Origin of the sequence: Bacillus sp. MUM 13 (assembly GCF_001866725.1) — a bacterium.
Taxonomy (GTDB): domain Bacteria; phylum Bacillota; class Bacilli; order Bacillales; family DSM-1321; genus Peribacillus.
In genome coordinates this window covers 57,217-73,999 of record NZ_MLYQ01000040.1, presented here as the reverse complement: position 1 = coordinate 73,999, position 16,783 = coordinate 57,217, and the positions used below count along the sequence as shown (strand labels likewise).

Genomic DNA, 16,783 nt, shown 5'->3' with positions numbered 1-16,783 from the left:
ATTTTAAAAAAACAGAAAAACGTAGAATTAGGGGGGCGAAGCCCATGACAACAAATATAATCATTATTGATGACCATCAGCTTTTTCGTGAAGGGGTAAAAAGAATACTAGACTTCGAAGATTCATTCGATGTAGTGGCAGAAGGCGACGATGGCAGCGATGCAATCAGCCTTGTTGAAGAACACAATCCAGATGTTGTATTGATGGACATCAACATGCCGACAGTAAATGGAATCGAAGCTACAAAGATGCTGATCTCCCAATATCCCGAAACAAAAGTAATCATCCTGTCCATCCATGACGATGAAAACTATGTGCAGCACGCTTTAAAAACAGGCGCACAAGGATACCTGCTGAAGGAAATGGATGCAGACGCATTGGTAGAAGCAGTCAAAGTAGTAGCAGACGGAGGGTCATACCTTCATCCGAAAGTCACTCACAATCTGGTGAGAGAATACCGCAGACTCGCTACAGAGCCGAACTCTGACAGCAGCAAGTCATCTTTTGGCCCGGAAATCAGAAGGCCGCTGCACCTGCTTACACGACGCGAATGCGAAGTGCTTCAGCTATTGGCTGACGGAAAAAGCAACCGCGGCATAGGCGAAACCCTATACATAAGCGAAAAAACCGTCAAAAACCACGTGTCCAACATTCTGCAGAAAATGAATGTAAACGACCGCACACAAGCCGTAGTCCTTGCGATTAAAAACGGCTGGGTGGAAGTGAAATAATATTGTGTTAGAAGAAGTCTGGCTCCCTATGGGGCTGGGCTTTTTTTATGGTTTTGGGGGTTACTAAAAGAGCGTATCTATAAGGTTTGGCTCGAATCAAGGGCGATTTCGCTCTAATGGAGGGTGAATTGGCTCGAATTGTGGTCTATTTGAACTTATTATCCATTTAATTGGAAATTAGTATGCATTTTTGAAGCAGTTCTCCAGAATAAAGCTGCTTTTTTAAAGAGTGATATGTTCTTAGAGTGACTTTTTTTATGAAAATATCATTAATTTACGGAAAAGCGTAACTTAAGCAGGGTAATACGGCTGCCAAGTCAGCTTTAATTCAAAAACCAACCAGGTATATAATGCAGGATGGATGGTTTTCAGATAGAATGGTGTATATATTTATAGAAGCTCATTATTTTTTATAAGGGATGGTTTTATTCTATGAAAACGGCAGTTGTAACGGATAGCACTGCATATATACCAAAAGATGTGCGTGATGAGCTTGACATACATATGGTTCCGCTTCAGGTTGTTTTCGGGAACGAGGTTTACCTGGAAGAGATGGATTTGACGGCGGAGCAATTTTACGAGGAAGTTAAAAGGGCTGATAAACTTCCGACCACTTCGCAGCCTCCGATAGGAAAGTTTGTGGAGAAATTCGAGGAGCTAGCGAAGGACTATGACGCTGTAATCAGCATTCATCTGTCGAGCGGCATCAGCGGTACCTATCAGGGGGCCATTGCAGCAGGGGACATGGTCGATAACATTGATGTTTATGCGTTTGATACAGAAATCAGCTGCATGGTGCAGGGATTTTATGCTATTGAGGCAGCCCAAATGGCGAAGGACAACAAAAGCCCGCAGGAAATCCTGGGGCGGCTTGAGGAGATGAAATCATCGGCACGTGCGTACTTTATGGCTGACGATCTCCGCCATCTCCAGCGGGGAGGACGGTTGAACAGTGCACAGGCATTAATCGGAAGCTTGCTTCAGGTTAAACCTTTGCTTCATTTTGTAAATAAGGTGATTGTGCCTTTTGAAAAAATCAGGACCCGAAAAAGAGCACTAAAGCGCATTTCGGACCTGCTGGCCGAAGACGCAAAGGATGGCGGGCAATACAAAGCGGTCATCATCCATGCCATGTGCGAAGAAGAAGCGAAGCAATGGAGAGATGAGCTTCAGGCAGAAATCCCGAATGCTGAATTCGGCATTTCCTATTTCGGGCCGGTCATCGGGACCCACATCGGAGAAGGCGCGATGGGGATGGGCTGGTACAAAGTATAAGGTTTTGGTGCAAGCAGTCCTTTTAGGACTGTTTGTTTTTATTAGGCAGGAATTTTAATCATAGGCACCGAATGGATTCCCTGGAGGTGTTACATGAAAAGAGATTTTCCTTTATTAAAAGAGCTGCAAAAGCATTTATATGGCCGCTCGCTTCTTGCTGAAGAAATTCCCTTCCCGCTTGAAACGATTGGGTATCATCAGGAACAGGGTTACATTTCAGGCACTCCCGGTGTGGAAAAAGAAAAGGGCCGGTTTGTTTGCAGGAGGTGCGGGTGCCGCGAGCAGAGGCTGTTTTATTCTTTTCCCTGCAAACGCTGCGGAAAGATGTGCAGCTATTGCCGTTCCTGCATCATGATGGGGCGGGTGAGCGAATGCTCGCTTTTGTACAGCTGGGCTGGCGATCATTACAGTTTCTCTGTACCGGAACATCCTATGTTATGGGAGGGCACGCTTTCCCAGGGACAAAAAACAGCTTCTGAAGCAGTTGCCGAAGCGGTAACCAGAAATGAAGAAATTCTGGTTTGGGCAGTGTGCGGTGCAGGAAAAACTGAGGTATTGTTTCAGGGGATAGAAACAGCATTGAAATTAGAAAAGCGTGTATGCATTGCCACTCCGAGAACAGATGTCGTTTTAGAGCTCGCTCCCCGGCTGAAGCAGGCCTTTCCTGGTATTGATGTGGCCGCCCTATATGGAGGCAGCGAAGACCGGCATATGCTTGCCCCTCTCACAGTCTCGACCACCCATCAGCTATACCGTTTTCAACAGGCCTTCGATACCATCATTATCGATGAAGTCGACGCATTCCCCTACTCGATGGATCCCTCCCTTCAGTATGCTGCGGCCAAATCAAAAAAAGCTCAATCCTCAACCATTTACCTCACCGCCACACCTTCAAAAAAGATGCAAAGTTCAGCCAAAACAGGCAAGCTCGCACATGTCACCATTCCGGCACGCTATCACCGAAAACCGATTCCTGTGCCGGAGATGAAGTGGTGCGGCAATTACCCTAAACAATTTTCAAAAAAAGTAATACCAGCCACTATCAAAAATTGGGTGGAAAAACGCCTTGAGGCAGAAACACCGATTCTGCTGTTTTTCCCAAGCATTATCATGATGGAACGTGTTCTTCCTCTTTTTCTGCATCTTCATGAAAGGTTAATTTCGGTGCATTCACAGGATCCAGAGAGAAAGGAAAAGGTGACAGCACTCCGCAAAGGGGAAGTACCCGGGCTTTTGACAACGACCATTCTCGAGCGCGGTGTCACGATTCCTAGGCTGGATGTGGCTGTAATTGGAGCAGAACATGAGGTGTTTTCAGAAAGTGCGCTAGTCCAGATTGCAGGCCGGGTCGGCAGGAGCTCACAGCATTTCAGCGGCAATGTTACTTTTTTTCATTACGGCAAAACAAATAGCATGATTTCAGCGGTTCACCACATTTCACACATGAACTCTGAAGCGAAGGAAAGAGGGCTGCTTGATGAGTAATTGTCTGTTGTGTGACAGTGAAATGAAGCAGCCTCTAACTTGGAATGTTCTAATTTTGAACAAAGAAGAAAATGTCTGTAAAACATGCAGGGATCTGCTGCAGCTGCTTACGGGTGAAACATGCTGCATCTGTGGAAGGGTGCTCCATGATGATTTCCGTGAGGGTGAGATGTGCAGTGACTGCATCAGGTGGGAGCAGGATCCGGAATGGAGGGGTATCCTGAAGCGAAATGTATCTCTGTTTCACTATAATGAGTTTTTAAAGGAAACGATTGCGAAGTTTAAATATCGGGGAGATTATGCGATTGCTTCTGCTTTTTCTTTTTATATAAATGCTGTTTTGCAGAAAATGGAGTTTGATCTGCTTGTTCCTGTCCCGTTAAGCAGTGAGCGATTGTTTGAGCGGGGATTCAATCAGGCCGAAGCCCTCGCAAAATGTGCGGGTTTCAGCTGCACTGATATTCTCGCAAGGATGCACAGTGAAAAACAGTCAAAAAAATCGAGAAAAGAACGGATGATCATAGCGAAAATTTTTCAGGTAAAAAGTCCTGATTTTGTCGTTGGGAAAAATATATTGCTGCTGGATGATATTTATACTACAGGCTCGACAATCAGGAATGCTGCCAAAGAATTGAGGCTGGCGGGGGTAAGCTCGGTACAGTCATTCACGCTTGCCAGATAATTTTAAAAAACTTCTTCACTTTCCCTTAAAACTGTTCGATATAAAAGGCAGAGAATATGAAAAGGGGAATAGAGATGGAATTAAGCAATTGCCCAAATTGTGATTCATTGTTTGTGAAAAATAATTTCCGTGAAGTTTGCGATAGCTGCTATAAAGAAGAAGAAGCAAAGTTCGATAAAGTGTATCAATTTATCCGGAAAAGAGATAACAGAACGGCTACGATGGATCAGGTTGTGGAAGCTACTGAAGTGGAAGAAACGCTGATCATCCGGTTTATTAAGAGCGGGAGACTCCGGATTGCCCAGTTTCCGAATCTTGGCATTCCCTGTGAAAGGTGCGGCAAAACAATCCGTGAAGGCAAGCTTTGCGGGGACTGCTCAAAGTCTCTTCGTACTGATATTCATAATCTTGAAAAAGAAGAAAACCGCCAGCGCGAAATAGAAGAACGTTCAAAAAAAGCCACGTATTATACAAAGTGAATGCAGGGAGCTTGCAGATATTTCTATATCTATCTGCAGGCTTTTTTCGTGAAACTCAAGTAAAATAGAAGGATAAAGAGATATTATGACAAAGGTCCCTGTGTTGCAGGATAAAAGACCTTATTTCGACAACGTGGTAAAAATTTTGTCAATAATAAATTTATAAAAGGTGATAAAAAATTTTAAATGGTGTCCGATAATACTTTTAGGGAGAAAATATAAATCGGCCGAAAGAGAGGGTTACGTAATGAAAATTAATCAAACTTTTGGTGCTTCAGGGGTAAACCCTTACAATCGCCAAGCAAATAAAATCGACCAAACAAAACCGGCAGTGAAGCTTTCTGATAAAGTAGAAATTTCATCAACGGCTAAAGAACTGCAGCAGACTTCGCAAATTCCTGCCCAAAGACAGGCAAAGGTAGAGGAATTGAAGCTTCAGGTGCAAAATGGCACCTACAAGTTAAATGCACAAGAAACCGCTAAAAGCATCCTAAATCACTTTAAAAAATAAAGAGACGGGAAAACCGTCCGTTTACCAGACCGAAAATTAACGCATCAGCAGGGGAGGGAAAACAATGTCTGCCGCACACATCATCACAGCGCTCCAAAAATTAATCAAGCTTCATAAAAGCCTGAATAACCTGGCGCAAAGAAAAACAGACATCATCAAAGAAGGCGACATGGACGCCCTCAGCCAGCTGCTGATGGATGAACAAAAGCATATAAAAGCGATCGAACTTACAGAGAATGAAAGAGAAAGAGCCGTTCAAGGCTATTTGCTGAAAAAGGGCCAAGAACTCAATATAATGACCATTTCAGATGTGATAGAAATCTCTTCAGATAAAGAAAAAGCACTGCTTGAAGCATTAAAAGCACAGCTGCTTGAGGAAGCACACATGCTGAAGGAGCATAACTATCTGAATCAGCAGCTCATCTATCAATCTCTCCAATTCGTCAATTTAACATTAGATATGCTGAGGCCGCGCAATCAGAACTTCAATTATGAAAAGCCGGTCCAGCAAAAACATAGTCAGGCATCAACTGGGATGTTTGATTCTAAAGCGTAAGAAGAAAGACATGTGCCTGTTTGCTTCCTGGTTTAATAGGCACCGCGTTACATACAGTTAGGAGGACAAACACTCATGGTTTCTACTTTTATGGGACTTGAAACAGCACGCAGAGGCATGACAGCCCAGCAAAGCGCGCTATATACGCTAGGCCACAATATCTCCAATGCGAATACCCCCGGATACACAAGACAGCGGGTAAACTTCACACAAACCACTTCATTTCCTTCTGTAGGGATGAACGCCCCGCAAATTCCAGGCCAAATGGGAACCGGTGTGCAGGCAGGATCCGTGCAGCGGATTCGTGACAGCTTCCTGGACACCCAGTACCGCGGCGAAAGCAATAAAGTCGGCTACTATGGAATGCTAAGCGATTCTCTTTCTAAAATGGAAGGCATTATGAATGAACCGTCTGACAGCGGACTGCAAAGCACAATGGAGAAGTTCTGGAATTCACTCCAGACACTATCGAGCAATCCTGAAAACTCAGGTGCACGTGATGTTGTGGCAGCAAACGGACAGATGGTCGCTGACACTATTAATTATTACTACAATTCGCTCTCAAGCATACAGACTGACATCGGGAACCAAATTGATGTAAAAACAAACAGCATCAATTCAATTATTGATAATATAGACCAGCTCAACCACCAGATTGCATCTGTCGAACCGAACGGCTATCTGCCAAATGATCTTTATGATCAGCGGGATGCTTTAGTGGATCAGCTTTCTTCTATGATCAATATCAAGGTTTCGTCTGTTAAGCCGGCTAATTACGGAAACGCAAAGCCTATTGCAGAAGGCTTGTATAACATAGAATTGATTAATAAAGAAGGAAAGCCTTATACTCCAGCCGTCGAACTGATTCCTGTGGATCCTAGTGGAATGAAGGCTGTGAATAGGTTAACTGTTAATTATCAAAATACCACTGATCCTAAGGGTGCAGTAAAGAGTATTCAATTTGGGACTGTAGAAGTAACCGACATGAACTTTTCCGGTGAGCTTGCAGGAGCCATTGAGAGCTATGGCTATGTTAGCGGTACAGAAGTAAAGGGAACATATCCTGACATGCTGAGTCAGTTGAATAAAATGACAGAGGCGTTTGCAAATGAATTTAACAAAATTCATAGCGAAGGATACGCTCTTGGAGCTGCATCAATGTCAGGTAAGGGATTTTTCACTTTTTCAGCTGGAAATGCAGCGAAGTCGATCAGTGTTTCTAAGGATATATTAGATAATCCCCTTAATATTGCAGCAGGAAAAAATAGCGGAGCTTCTGGAGATAATGGAAATGTCCAAGCTTTGGCTGATTTAAAAAAGGTGAACTTCAGTGATTATACTTTTTATAAAGTTCCTGCCAATACATTGCCGGATGGCTTAACAGGGAGTTTTGATTCTTTTTACGCCGGACTTATCGGCAAGCTTGGTGTCAACTCCCAGAGTGCTCAAAAGAACGCCTCAAACTCACAGGTGCTTGCGGATTCGGTTGATAAAAACAGGCAGTCTGTAAGCTCTGTTTCACTTGATGAAGAAATGACAGATATGATCAAGTTCCAGCAGGCATACAATGCTTCTGCAAGAAATATTACAATCGTCGATGAAATGCTCGATAAAATAATCAACGGCATGGGAACAGGCGGAAGATAAAGGAGTGAAGTAAGATGCGTGTAACACAATCAATGCTTACAAGTAATATGCTGCGGAACTTAAGCAACAGCTATGACCGGATGGGGAAACTGCAGGAGCAGATTTCCACTCAAAAAAAATTCTCCAAGCCTTCTGATAATCCTGTTGCCGTTATGATGGGCATGAACTATCGAAAAGGTTTAAACCAGGTGCAGCAGTTTTCGCAAAACATCGGTGAAGTGAAAAACTGGGTAGACAGTACAGACGGCGCTTTGGACCAGGCAACATCTGTTCTTCAGCGGATTCGGGAATTGACTGTACAGGCAAGCAATGGCACCCTTGATGCTGATCAAAGAAAAAGCATTAATGAAGAAGTGAAGCAGCTAAAAGAACAGCTTGTGAATATCGGTGATACACAGATTGGCGATAAATATATTTTTAACGGCCAGCAGACGAATGTCCGTCCCTCTGATACAGGGAATTACGGCAGCGGAACTATCGAGCTCGAAGTGTTTTCAGGCATTAAGCTGCAGGTAAATACCGATGGATCTGCTCTTTTTGGAGATTTAAAGGATCCTAACGGCAGCATAAACAAGTTAATTGCAGGTTTAGAAAATAATGATCCTAGCATTGGGAATATGCTGAGCGGCATTGATGACAAAATTAATCAGGTGCTTACTGTACGTGCCCAGGTCGGTGCAAGGCAAAACAGGGTGGAGCTGATGGAAGACCGTCTCAGCCAGCAGGAGACCTTTGCTACACAGGTTCTTTCTAAGAATGAAGACATCGATATCGAAAAAGCCATTATGGATCTTACCACTCAGGAAAGTGTCCAAAAGGCAGCCCTCAGTGTTGGTGCCAGAATCATTCAGCCGTCACTAATGGATTTTCTAAGGTAAAAGCTATCTTTCATGAGATAGCTTTTTTTATAAGGAGGAAAGACAATGCAGCTGCCTCAGATTAGATTGCAGTCACAATTTGTACAATTAGGATTAAACATAGAGCAGCCAAAGCAGGAAATTGAACAGCCTCAGGCGATACAATCCATAGAGCAGCCTCAGGCCATTGTCATGATGGAAACTACACCAGGGCAATTGACAATTGATCAGACAAAAGCGAGAGAAGATCTGGATTTGAAAAATTTATCAAAACGAGTGGAAGAGTTTGCACAAAATGGCTACCAGGACTGGCTGAGCGGATTAGCGAGGCGTGCAGAGCAGGGCCGTGAATTAGCTGCAATTGAAAATGGCGGAAATCCAATCGCCACTCAAGCGAGGCAAAATAGTGAAAGACCAGAAAAGCAATTCAATATTGGCTGGATTCCGTCCTATGGAAGTGTCAAATTAAACTACGAGCCGTGTAAGGTAAACATTCAAGTAGAACAGCAAAAACCTATCATAAATGCAGAGATTAGAAAGCCGATTCACAATTATACACCAGGAAAAGTAACCCCGGAAATTTTGCGAAATAACAGCCTTGATATAGATTTTATAAACATATTCCCAAAGAAAAGTGAGTGAAGGGTGAAAAAATGAACATTACAACGAAGTTTCACGGAGAGCAAGAAATTAAAAAAGACGATATTTTAACCTTTGAAACGGGCATACCAGGATTTCTTGAGGAAAAGGAATTTTGTATTCTGCCATTGGAAGACAGTCCCTTTTACGTGCTGCAATCAATCACTTCCGAGAATACTGCATTTATAATGGCTGATCCATTTTCTTTTTTTAAAGAGTATGAATTCGATTTAGCAGATGAAGTAATGGAGAACCTGAAAATTCATTCAAATGAACAGGTTGCCGTTTTTGTCATTCTTACTATTAGAGAGCCCTTTAATGAAACGACTGCCAATCTGCAGGCTCCCATTATCATTAATACAAAAAGTCAGCTAGGCAAGCAATATATTATAAATCGGAGCATATATACAACAAGACATAAAATTATCAGTTCCTCAGAACGAAACAATGAGGTGGGCTTATAATGCTAGTTTTAACGAGAAAAACGGGCGAATCAATCATGATAGGTGACGATATTGAAATTACAGTAGTGGCTGTTGAAGGAGAACAGATTAAACTTGGCATTCAAGCACCAAAAGACATTGACATTCACAGGAAAGAAATTTATTTATCCATCCAGCAGGAAAATAGCGCTGCCATGAATGCAAAGACTAATCTATTAAGCAGCCTAAATGACTACTTTAAGAAAAAAAACAAATAAATTCTCTTATTTGCTAAATAATTGTTAATTACAGACGATATTATCTATGTAAGGATGAGCAGTGAAGAGGCGGCCGACTTAATCGCTGTTCCCTAATATTAAACCACATGGATGTGGGCTAAAACTCAAGGAGGAAATAAAAATGCAAATTAATCACAATCTTGCAGCTTTAAACACGTTCAACAAATTAAACTCTGCAACAAATGCTCAATCTAAATCTATGGAGAAATTATCTTCTGGCCTTCGCATCAACCGTGCTGGTGATGACGCAGCTGGACTAGCTATCTCTGAAAAAATGCGTGGACAAATTCGTGGATTAGACCAATCTTCTAAAAATGCTCAAGATGGTATCTCTTTAATCCAAACAGCTGAGGGTGCATTAAACGAAACACATGATATCCTACAGCGTATGCGTGAATTAGCGGTTCAATCATCCAATGATACAAATACTGATGCTGACCGTAAAGAAATGCAGAAGGAGATTTCTCAGTTAAAAGACGAAGTAAATCGTATTTCTACGGATACTGAGTTTAATACAAAGAAACTATTAAATGGTAGTGTTGGTAATAGTGCAACTATGGGTACTAACAACGTAAATATTAAAGCAGTCGAGGTTGTTAAATCAGATTTAAAGGCAGATACTTATACTGTTACACAAGGTGCACCAGCAACTTTAGGTGTTGACGTTAAAACTAACACAACCGGATTAGCAGCTGCAAACTTCACCAAAGCTGCGACTACTGACATAAGTGGTCTTGAGCTAGGCGACTATACCTTAGAGCTAAAATCAACAGGAACTGCTGGCAAATTTGACGTAACATTAAAAAATAGTGATGGAATATCAGTAGCTAGTGCTTCTTCATGGGATAGTGCAGCAGGCGGTGCTTTAACAGGTACGGCTCCAGACGGCACAGCAACAAAATTCACTATTGCTACTAACGCGGCAGCACAAGAAGGAAAAATGACTTTTAACCTAAATGCTACTTATGGTGCGGCTGCTGATTTTAAAGTTGAAAACTCTGCAAGTGGAACTGAATTTGCTAGTACTGCTAACCAAAAGATTACTTCTAGCAAGTTAAATGCAGGTGGTTTTGAATTTAAAATGACAGTAAATACTGCATTATCTGGTGCAGCTACTACTTCTACAATTACAACAACAAATAATGCTTTATCAATGCATATTGGTGCAAATGAAAACCAAACAATGAAAGTTGACGTTAACAAAATTGACACCACTAGTCTTGGTGTGAAAAATGTTGATGTAACTTCTCAAGCAGGTGCTGAAAGTGCTATTACATCAATTAATGATGCAATTACAAAAGTATCAAGTGAACGTTCTAAACTTGGTGCATTCCAAAACCGTTTAGAGCACACAATCAACAACCTTGGAACATCTTCTGAAAACTTGACTGCTGCTGAATCTCGTATTCGTGACGTAGACATGGCGAAAGAAATGATGAACCAAACTAAGAACTCTATTCTTTCTCAAGCTGCTCAAGCTATGCTTGCACAAGCTAACCAACAGCCACAAGGCGTCCTTCAATTACTTCGTTAATAGTCGCTTAGTTGCTTAAAAGACCCTAGGAATTATCCTAGGGTCTTTTTTATGCTCTTATCTCTTTTTAAATTATATTTTGAATAAGTCAAAACTCATCTTTATAAACTTTAATTCTAAATATTAATAGCTTTTCTCCGATATAAACTGTAAAGCTATTAATCTTGGAGGAGAAAGTGATGCTTGATCGTCTTTCGGTAAATAACCTATCCTCTCAGCTAAGAACTGCTAACACAGAAGGAATTCCAAATTATAATCAAAAAGAAAATGACACTGCTGTCAGTCCTGAAATAAAAGATCAGGCCGATAGTCCAGTTAAGAAAGAAAAGGTTGAAGAAGTAGTAGATAGTTTAAATCAGTTTCTTGAGCCTACACATACTTCGTTAAAGTTTAAACTTCATGAAAAACTGAATGAATATTATGTGAGTGTTATAGATGATAAAACGCAAGAAACGATCCGCGAGATTCCTTCTAAGAAGCTGCTTGATTTTTATGCGGCGATGACGGATTTTGTTGGGATTATGGTAGATAAAAAGATATAGGCGGTGAAGGTTTTTGGTACGTATAAGCGGATTGGCTAGCGGGATGGATATTGATTCGATGGTAAAGCAGCTTATGACTGCTGAGCGTGTGCCTCTTGATAAATTAAATCAAAAGAAACAGACGATGGAATGGCAGCGCGACGATTACCGGGATATGAATAGTACTCTGCTGGATTTGGATACAACCATTTTTAATGGAGTGGGAAAACAATCATCGTTCATTAAAAAGAATGTAACGATTTCAGATTCTAATATGATTTCTGTAAGAAATGTTAATTCTACCAGTGACTTTTCTGGAAAGATAGAAGTGAAGGAGCTGGCGTCACCTGCCTCTATCACTAGCAAAACTGCAACAAACGTCACAGATTCCACAGCAAAGCTGACAGCTTTAGCAGGCAAAACCATTACCGTTCAGGCAATTACAAAAGATGGAACATTAGAAGATAAGCCATTTTCTTATACCATTAAAGCTGATGATACATTGGACAGCGTTATTTCCCAAATTAATTCAAACTCCGGTGTAACAGCCTTTTTTGACCAAAATACAAAACAAATTTCCTTTATTGCAAAAAATACGGGGCAAGCATCTGGCGGCAAGGAAATTATTTTTACCGGAGATGAATTTTTTAAAAATACATTAAACGTGGATCTTGATAATGCAACTAGCAGCTTGGGAAATTCAGTACAAGGAAAAAATGCCACCATTGTTTATAATGGACTGCAAACTACCCGTTCCTCCAACACTTTCCAAATCAATGGTGTGGAAATTACATTGAAGCAAAAAACAGCTGTGAATACTCCAGTGACTTTTTCATCGGCACCAGACACAGATGCTATCCTTGATACGATTACAAAGTTTGTCACCAAATATAATGACACAATCAAAAAGATCAAAGACAAAACAGATGAGCCCAAGTACCGTGATTATCTGCCGCTGACCCAGGAGCAAAGGACGTCCATGAAGGATGATGAAATCAAGCTTTGGGAAGATAAGGCGAAGAGCGGTACCCTGAGAAATGATTCTGTGCTGAGCAGTTCTCTTAATAAGATGAGGTCTTCACTTTATACTAGTGTTCCGGGTACTCAAACATTCAGCCAGCTGAGTGCGATAGGCATTACAACAACAAGCAATTATTTAGATGGCGGCAAGCTCACAATTGACGAAGATAAGCTGCGTGCTGCGATAGCGAAAGACCCTAACGCCGTTTATAATTTGTTCAATAAAGATGGTGCCACTTCTGCGGATAAAGGTCTTGCCCGCCGCTTAAGAGATGATATCAAAGGGACAATGACCGATATTGAGAGCAAAGCAGGAAAAACATCTTCTGTTAATACTACTTTTACAATCGGCAAGCTCTTAAACTCAATCGGCACTCAAATTACAAGCTTTCAAGATAAGCTGACTAGTACAGAAACCCGTTATTATAATCAATTCAGTACCATGGAACAAGCCATTCAAAAGGCTAACTCACAAAGCGGTTATTTAACGCAGATGTTAAGCAAATGATTTTTCTAAAGGAAGTGTAAACGATGGCTCTTGGTAATCCCTATCAGGCGTATCAGCAGAACTCGGTAACAACGGCATCACCTGGAGATTTAACACTTATGCTTTATAACGGCTGTCTGAAATTTATCACATTAGCCAAAAAAGCAATCGAAGAAAACAATATTCAGGAGAAAAATACGAATTTAATCAAAGCGCAAAACATCATTCAGGAACTAATGGTGACTCTCAATATGGACGTTGAGGTATCAAAGGATTTGATGTCCCTATATGATTACTTGAACCGCCGTTTGATTGAGGCTAATTTAAAAAGTGATTTAGCGATACTCCAGGAAGTGGAAGGCTTCGTCACGGATTTCCGCAATACGTGGAAGGAAGTTGTCCAGCTTAACCGCCAAAAACAATTTAGTCAAAATGGACAAGCCTAATGGAGGCATTGTTTGCATATCATACTCTTTCACTTAAATTAATTGGTTTGTTAGAAGAGGCACTAGCACACGAGCGGGATGAAAAAATTGCCGGAATCCAGGAGCTGCTGAATCAGCGGGATGAAGTGATGAAGCATATTTCCCCGCCGTTTTCCTCTGCTGACCAAGAGCTGGGCAGAAAACTGAAGGTGCTGGATGCCAGGGTGATTCAGCTGCTGAATGAGCAAAAAGCCGTTATTCAAAAAGACCTAAAGCAGCTTAGCGCTAAAAAGGAATCCTCCCGTAAATATGTGAATCCCTATCAATCTCTTTCAACAGATGGGATGTTCTACGATAAAAGAAAATAACCTATCAAACCGCTTATGATAAGCGGTTTTTATTTTGGGTTCATTCTTCAATTCCGGCAAAAATTCGACAATTTTTTATTATGCGTTTGTGAAGGAATTGTAAAGGGTATTGAAGAATATAACAATTATAGCTTTATTTTTTTGAAGGAGGACTCGTTTTATGAATTATAACGTTCGCGGTGAAAACATTGAGGTAACTCCAGCAATTAGAGAGTACATTGAAAAGAAAGTCGGGAAATTGGAGAGATATTTTAATGACGCTCCGAATTCCAATGTTCTGGTGAATTTAAAAGTGAACAATACGAATTCCTCAAAGGTGGAAGTGACCATCCCGATGCCGAATCTGGTATTGCGGGCTGAGGAAGAAAATCCCGACATGTATGCAGCTATTGATTTGATCAATGATAAACTTGAACGTCAAATTCGTAAACATAAAACGAAAGTGAACCGAAAATTCCGCGGTCCAGGCGGCGCGACACAGGAAATGTTCGCTACTACTCTGGAGGAAGCGGAAGCAGTCCCGGCTGTTGAAGAGGATGAAAGCGATCTTGAAGTTGTCCGTAACAAGCGCTTCGATTTAAAACCGATGGACAGCGAGGAAGCAATTCTTCAGATGAATATGCTCGGCCATAATTTCTTCGTTTATACAAATGCAGAAACAAATACAACCAATGTGGTGTACCGCCGCAAAGATGGCCGCTACGGACTGATTGAGCCAAGCTGATAAATAAAATAAGAGATACCAGAAGCCCTGCACATTGCTGCAGGGCTTCTTTATGTTGTTTGTTATGTACCAGGGATCAGAATTCAGTTTAGATTGAATCCTTGCGAATCTGGCTCGAATGGAAGAGGATTTGGCTCTAATCAAGGCGTAATTGAATCAATTATCCATTTATATGGAAATTTTTAAGGCAGTTTCGTTTAGAAAATGTAAATAAACGGAATTTTTTTGATTAGGAGATTCTAAACAGGTGAAAAGTAGCCATTTTTTGTTTTCTACGCCGCTCATTATTTAAATTTCGTATATATTAAATTCACAATAAAGAACGAAAAGAAATAATAAATAGAAATCCGAGGAATTTTCTCTTTTAAAACTGGTTTGTTTGTAATATACTCAACATATAATATATTCTTTATAAAGAACAAAAAATAGTGCGATATTAAGAATGGATGGCGGTGGAATATTGGTTCTATCCCGGGTGAGAACGCATCAGAATCTGAAGAATAAAAAGAAAAGGCGGTACAGGGTTTATGCAGGAACGGTCCTGCTGGCGGCGATGATTCCCTATATGTCTGTCCCGACATATGCTTTGCTGACAGACCAAGTCCAGGAAACGGGCCAGGGAGTGCAGGCTGCCTTTGTGTTTCCGGTAACAATCAAGGAACTGGCAGAAAAGGCCGCGGAGCTTAAGGAGAAAATGGATACATACGCTGCAGAGGCAGAAAGCACTGCCGGTAAGGTTTCATCCTCGGAGACGGCAGCAGGAGCAAACTCTCTTGTTGATTCAGTAGTTGCCAAGAACTCGGCAGCAGAGAACACCAAAAAAGAGCTGGAAAAAGTGGTAATACAGCTGCAGGATTATTATGACCGGGCTCAAAAGGAAAAGGATGAAAGCAAGGCGATATTTGAACAAGCAAAAAGCAGTGATTCTCTGACAGGAGAAAATCTTAAACAGGTTCAGTCGTTACTAGGTGAAGCTACTTCCCGGAAAAATTACGGTGATGAATCTGTTGCTGTTGATTCAGATTTGCTTGAGAAAATCGGAAATAAAGTGAAATTCTATAATCGTGTATACAGCTATGTAGAATCAGGCTTTAAAAAGGCAGATAAAGAAAATACAGATGCAGATGAAACACTGGCGCGGCTGGATTCCACATTATCTAGTGCTCAAGCTGCCGCAGCTGGTGTAGAGGAACGGATCAAGGAAGAAGAAAAAAAGAAAAAAGAAGAAGAAGCAAAAAAACAGGCTGAAGAAGCGAAGAAACAAGAAGAAGCGAAGCAAAAAGAAGAAAACCCTTCAAAAGGAGAGAAAAGTGACAAGCCTGAGAGCGGCGATAGTGGGCAAGAACCTAAACAGGGAAATGACAATGGCGGGCAGGATGCATCAAAAGGGCCGGCTGGAAGCAGTGATACCAGCAAAGGAAATCCTGATCCGGGAAAAGAAGATGATTCTGCAAAAGGAACCTCAGAACCTTCTCCTGCACAGCCAGGAAATGATGATTCAGCGGCTGGCACTGATAAAAGTGCCCCTTAAAAGCAGCAGGGAGTGGAAATGTGAAAAAAATTATCGGAAACACATTGACTGTTTTATTAGCTGGGATACTGATTATCCTTGGGTATACAGCTGTTTCTTCAAAAATTACAGGCAAGGCCCCGAGCTTATTCGGATACGAAATGCTCACCGTTCTTTCAGGTTCCATGGAGCCTGTATTAAAGACAGGATCTGTAATTGCTGTCAAGCCGCTTGAGAATACAGATGCTCTTAAAGTGAAGGATGTAATTACCTATCGTGCTGTGGATCAGCCGGATATGCTCATCACCCATCGAATTAAAAGAATCATCTCTGAAAATGGGAAAAGAGTATTTATCACAAAAGGGGACAGCAACAATATAGAGGATACCATTCCTGTTCCTGAAGATCATGTCCTGTTTCAGTACAAAGGGCTGATGATTCCTTATGTTGGAGAAGCATTGGCTTTTTCAAAAACGAAAACAGGTATTTTATTTTTATTAATCATACCGGGAATATTGATCTTTTTGTGGCAGTTCCTGAAAATATGGAACGATGATCATGCAAGCGATAAACGGAAAGAGCAGATTTCCTGATTAGGAGTTTGCTACTGC

Annotated in this window: 19 protein-coding genes and 2 pseudogenes; all 21 read left to right on the top strand. The window is 41.4% G+C overall.

What is annotated here, in order from left to right; all coding sequences use genetic code 11:
- The first annotated feature begins 44 nt into the window (after positions 1 to 44).
- The 21 genes and pseudogenes from BIV59_RS12285 to BIV59_RS12190 all read left to right on the top strand — a co-directional run bounded on the left by BIV59_RS12285 (position 45) and on the right by BIV59_RS12190 (position 16,765).
- Positions 45 to 731, top strand: coding sequence for a response regulator (locus BIV59_RS12285; RefSeq protein WP_071351782.1), 687 nt, complete (start codon positions 45 to 47; stop codon positions 729 to 731).
- 432 nt (positions 732 to 1,163) lie between these two features.
- Positions 1,164 to 2,006: a DegV family protein gene (locus BIV59_RS12280; RefSeq protein WP_071351781.1), complete on the top strand. Its 843-nt coding sequence runs from the start codon at positions 1,164 to 1,166 to the stop codon at positions 2,004 to 2,006.
- A gap of 93 nt (positions 2,007 to 2,099) precedes the next feature.
- Complete coding sequence (locus BIV59_RS12275) at positions 2,100 to 3,491, top strand: ATP-dependent helicase ComFA (RefSeq protein WP_071351780.1); 1,392 nt, start codon at positions 2,100 to 2,102, stop codon at positions 3,489 to 3,491.
- Entirely contained in the window at positions 3,484 to 4,173 is a 690-nt protein-coding gene (locus tag BIV59_RS12270; protein WP_071351779.1) for a ComF family protein, read from the top strand. Before BIV59_RS12275 ends, BIV59_RS12270 begins: the two co-directional genes overlap by 8 nt.
- A gap of 74 nt (positions 4,174 to 4,247) precedes the next feature.
- Positions 4,248 to 4,652, top strand: coding sequence for a TIGR03826 family flagellar region protein (locus tag BIV59_RS12265; RefSeq protein WP_071351778.1), 405 nt, complete (start codon positions 4,248 to 4,250; stop codon positions 4,650 to 4,652).
- A 247-nt stretch (positions 4,653 to 4,899) separates the two neighbouring features.
- Positions 4,900 to 5,163, top strand: a complete 264-nt coding sequence (flgM, locus tag BIV59_RS12260; protein ID WP_071351777.1) for a flagellar biosynthesis anti-sigma factor FlgM — start codon at positions 4,900 to 4,902, stop codon at positions 5,161 to 5,163.
- 64 nt (positions 5,164 to 5,227) lie between these two features.
- Positions 5,228 to 5,719, top strand: a complete 492-nt coding sequence (locus BIV59_RS12255; protein ID WP_071351776.1) for a flagellar protein FlgN — start codon at positions 5,228 to 5,230, stop codon at positions 5,717 to 5,719.
- A gap of 75 nt (positions 5,720 to 5,794) precedes the next feature.
- Complete coding sequence (flgK, locus tag BIV59_RS12250; protein ID WP_071351775.1) at positions 5,795 to 7,366, top strand: flagellar hook-associated protein FlgK; 1,572 nt, start codon at positions 5,795 to 5,797, stop codon at positions 7,364 to 7,366.
- Between the two features lie 14 nt (positions 7,367 to 7,380).
- The gene (gene flgL, locus BIV59_RS12245; protein ID WP_071351774.1) at positions 7,381 to 8,244 is read left to right on the top strand and encodes a flagellar hook-associated protein FlgL; all 864 of its coding nucleotides are present in this window, start codon (positions 7,381 to 7,383) and stop codon (positions 8,242 to 8,244) included.
- A 45-nt stretch (positions 8,245 to 8,289) separates the two neighbouring features.
- Positions 8,290 to 8,865, top strand: coding sequence for a DUF6470 family protein (locus BIV59_RS12240; protein ID WP_071351773.1), 576 nt, complete (start codon positions 8,290 to 8,292; stop codon positions 8,863 to 8,865).
- Positions 8,866 to 8,876: 11 nt separating this feature from the next.
- Complete coding sequence (fliW, locus tag BIV59_RS12235; RefSeq protein WP_071351772.1) at positions 8,877 to 9,326, top strand: flagellar assembly protein FliW; 450 nt, start codon at positions 8,877 to 8,879, stop codon at positions 9,324 to 9,326.
- The gene (gene csrA / locus BIV59_RS12230; protein WP_071351771.1) at positions 9,326 to 9,562 is read left to right on the top strand and encodes a carbon storage regulator CsrA; all 237 of its coding nucleotides are present in this window, start codon (positions 9,326 to 9,328) and stop codon (positions 9,560 to 9,562) included. Before fliW ends, csrA begins: the two co-directional genes overlap by 1 nt.
- Positions 9,563 to 9,704: 142 nt before the next feature.
- A pseudogene (locus BIV59_RS24425) lies at positions 9,705 to 10,061 on the top strand (flagellin N-terminal helical domain-containing protein); the annotation flags it as partial.
- A 600-nt stretch (positions 10,062 to 10,661) separates the two neighbouring features.
- Positions 10,662 to 11,117, top strand: a pseudogene (locus tag BIV59_RS24420) (flagellin); the annotation flags it as partial.
- A 179-nt stretch (positions 11,118 to 11,296) separates the two neighbouring features.
- A complete protein-coding gene (gene flaG / locus BIV59_RS12220) occupies positions 11,297 to 11,659 on the top strand; it encodes a flagellar protein FlaG (RefSeq protein WP_071351769.1) in 363 nt (120 codons plus the stop codon).
- A 13-nt stretch (positions 11,660 to 11,672) separates the two neighbouring features.
- On the top strand, positions 11,673 to 13,166 hold the full coding sequence (locus BIV59_RS12215; RefSeq protein ID WP_240501896.1) for a flagellar hook-associated protein 2: 1,494 nt from the start codon (positions 11,673 to 11,675) through the stop codon (positions 13,164 to 13,166).
- 23 nt (positions 13,167 to 13,189) lie between these two features.
- Positions 13,190 to 13,591 carry a flagellar export chaperone FliS gene (fliS, locus tag BIV59_RS12210; protein WP_071351768.1) on the top strand — a complete coding sequence of 134 codons (402 nt, stop codon included), beginning with the start codon at positions 13,190 to 13,192 and terminating at the stop codon, positions 13,589 to 13,591.
- On the top strand, positions 13,591 to 13,938 hold the full coding sequence (fliT, locus tag BIV59_RS12205) for a flagellar protein FliT (RefSeq protein ID WP_071351767.1): 348 nt from the start codon (positions 13,591 to 13,593) through the stop codon (positions 13,936 to 13,938). The genes fliS and fliT overlap by 1 nt, the downstream gene beginning before the upstream one ends.
- A gap of 160 nt (positions 13,939 to 14,098) precedes the next feature.
- Positions 14,099 to 14,662 (top strand): ribosome hibernation-promoting factor, HPF/YfiA family, encoded by a 564-nt coding sequence (gene hpf / locus BIV59_RS12200; RefSeq protein WP_071351766.1) that lies wholly within the window; start codon positions 14,099 to 14,101, stop codon positions 14,660 to 14,662.
- A gap of 460 nt (positions 14,663 to 15,122) precedes the next feature.
- A complete protein-coding gene (locus BIV59_RS12195; protein ID WP_071351765.1) occupies positions 15,123 to 16,193 on the top strand; it encodes a hypothetical protein in 1,071 nt (356 codons plus the stop codon).
- A 20-nt stretch (positions 16,194 to 16,213) separates the two neighbouring features.
- On the top strand, positions 16,214 to 16,765 hold the full coding sequence (locus BIV59_RS12190; protein ID WP_071351764.1) for a signal peptidase I: 552 nt from the start codon (positions 16,214 to 16,216) through the stop codon (positions 16,763 to 16,765).
- Positions 16,766 to 16,783: the final 18 nt, after the last annotated feature.

What these genes read in the sequence shown, in the direction of transcription:
- BIV59_RS12275 (WP_071351780.1), top strand. Translation starts at nt 2,100, where the DNA reads ATGAAAAGAGATTTTCCTTTATTAAAAGAGCTGCAAAAGCATTTATAT.
- BIV59_RS12265 (WP_071351778.1), top strand. Translation starts at nt 4,248, where the DNA reads ATGGAATTAAGCAATTGCCCAAATTGTGATTCATTGTTTGTGAAAAAT.
- fliS (WP_071351768.1), top strand. Translation starts at nt 13,190, where the DNA reads ATGGCTCTTGGTAATCCCTATCAGGCGTATCAGCAGAACTCGGTAACA.
- flgL (WP_071351774.1), top strand. Translation starts at nt 7,381, where the DNA reads ATGCGTGTAACACAATCAATGCTTACAAGTAATATGCTGCGGAACTTA.
- flgK (WP_071351775.1), top strand. Translation starts at nt 5,795, where the DNA reads ATGGTTTCTACTTTTATGGGACTTGAAACAGCACGCAGAGGCATGACA.
- fliW (WP_071351772.1), top strand. Translation starts at nt 8,877, where the DNA reads ATGAACATTACAACGAAGTTTCACGGAGAGCAAGAAATTAAAAAAGAC.
- csrA (WP_071351771.1), top strand. Translation starts at nt 9,326, where the DNA reads ATGCTAGTTTTAACGAGAAAAACGGGCGAATCAATCATGATAGGTGAC.
- hpf (WP_071351766.1), top strand. Translation starts at nt 14,099, where the DNA reads ATGAATTATAACGTTCGCGGTGAAAACATTGAGGTAACTCCAGCAATT.
- flgM (WP_071351777.1), top strand. Translation starts at nt 4,900, where the DNA reads ATGAAAATTAATCAAACTTTTGGTGCTTCAGGGGTAAACCCTTACAAT.
- BIV59_RS12240 (WP_071351773.1), top strand. Translation starts at nt 8,290, where the DNA reads ATGCAGCTGCCTCAGATTAGATTGCAGTCACAATTTGTACAATTAGGA.
- BIV59_RS12280 (WP_071351781.1), top strand. Translation starts at nt 1,164, where the DNA reads ATGAAAACGGCAGTTGTAACGGATAGCACTGCATATATACCAAAAGAT.
- flaG (WP_071351769.1), top strand. Translation starts at nt 11,297, where the DNA reads ATGCTTGATCGTCTTTCGGTAAATAACCTATCCTCTCAGCTAAGAACT.
- fliT (WP_071351767.1), top strand. Translation starts at nt 13,591, where the DNA reads ATGGAGGCATTGTTTGCATATCATACTCTTTCACTTAAATTAATTGGT.
- BIV59_RS12270 (WP_071351779.1), top strand. Translation starts at nt 3,484, where the DNA reads ATGAGTAATTGTCTGTTGTGTGACAGTGAAATGAAGCAGCCTCTAACT.
- BIV59_RS12285 (WP_071351782.1), top strand. Translation starts at nt 45, where the DNA reads ATGACAACAAATATAATCATTATTGATGACCATCAGCTTTTTCGTGAA.
- BIV59_RS12255 (WP_071351776.1), top strand. Translation starts at nt 5,228, where the DNA reads ATGTCTGCCGCACACATCATCACAGCGCTCCAAAAATTAATCAAGCTT.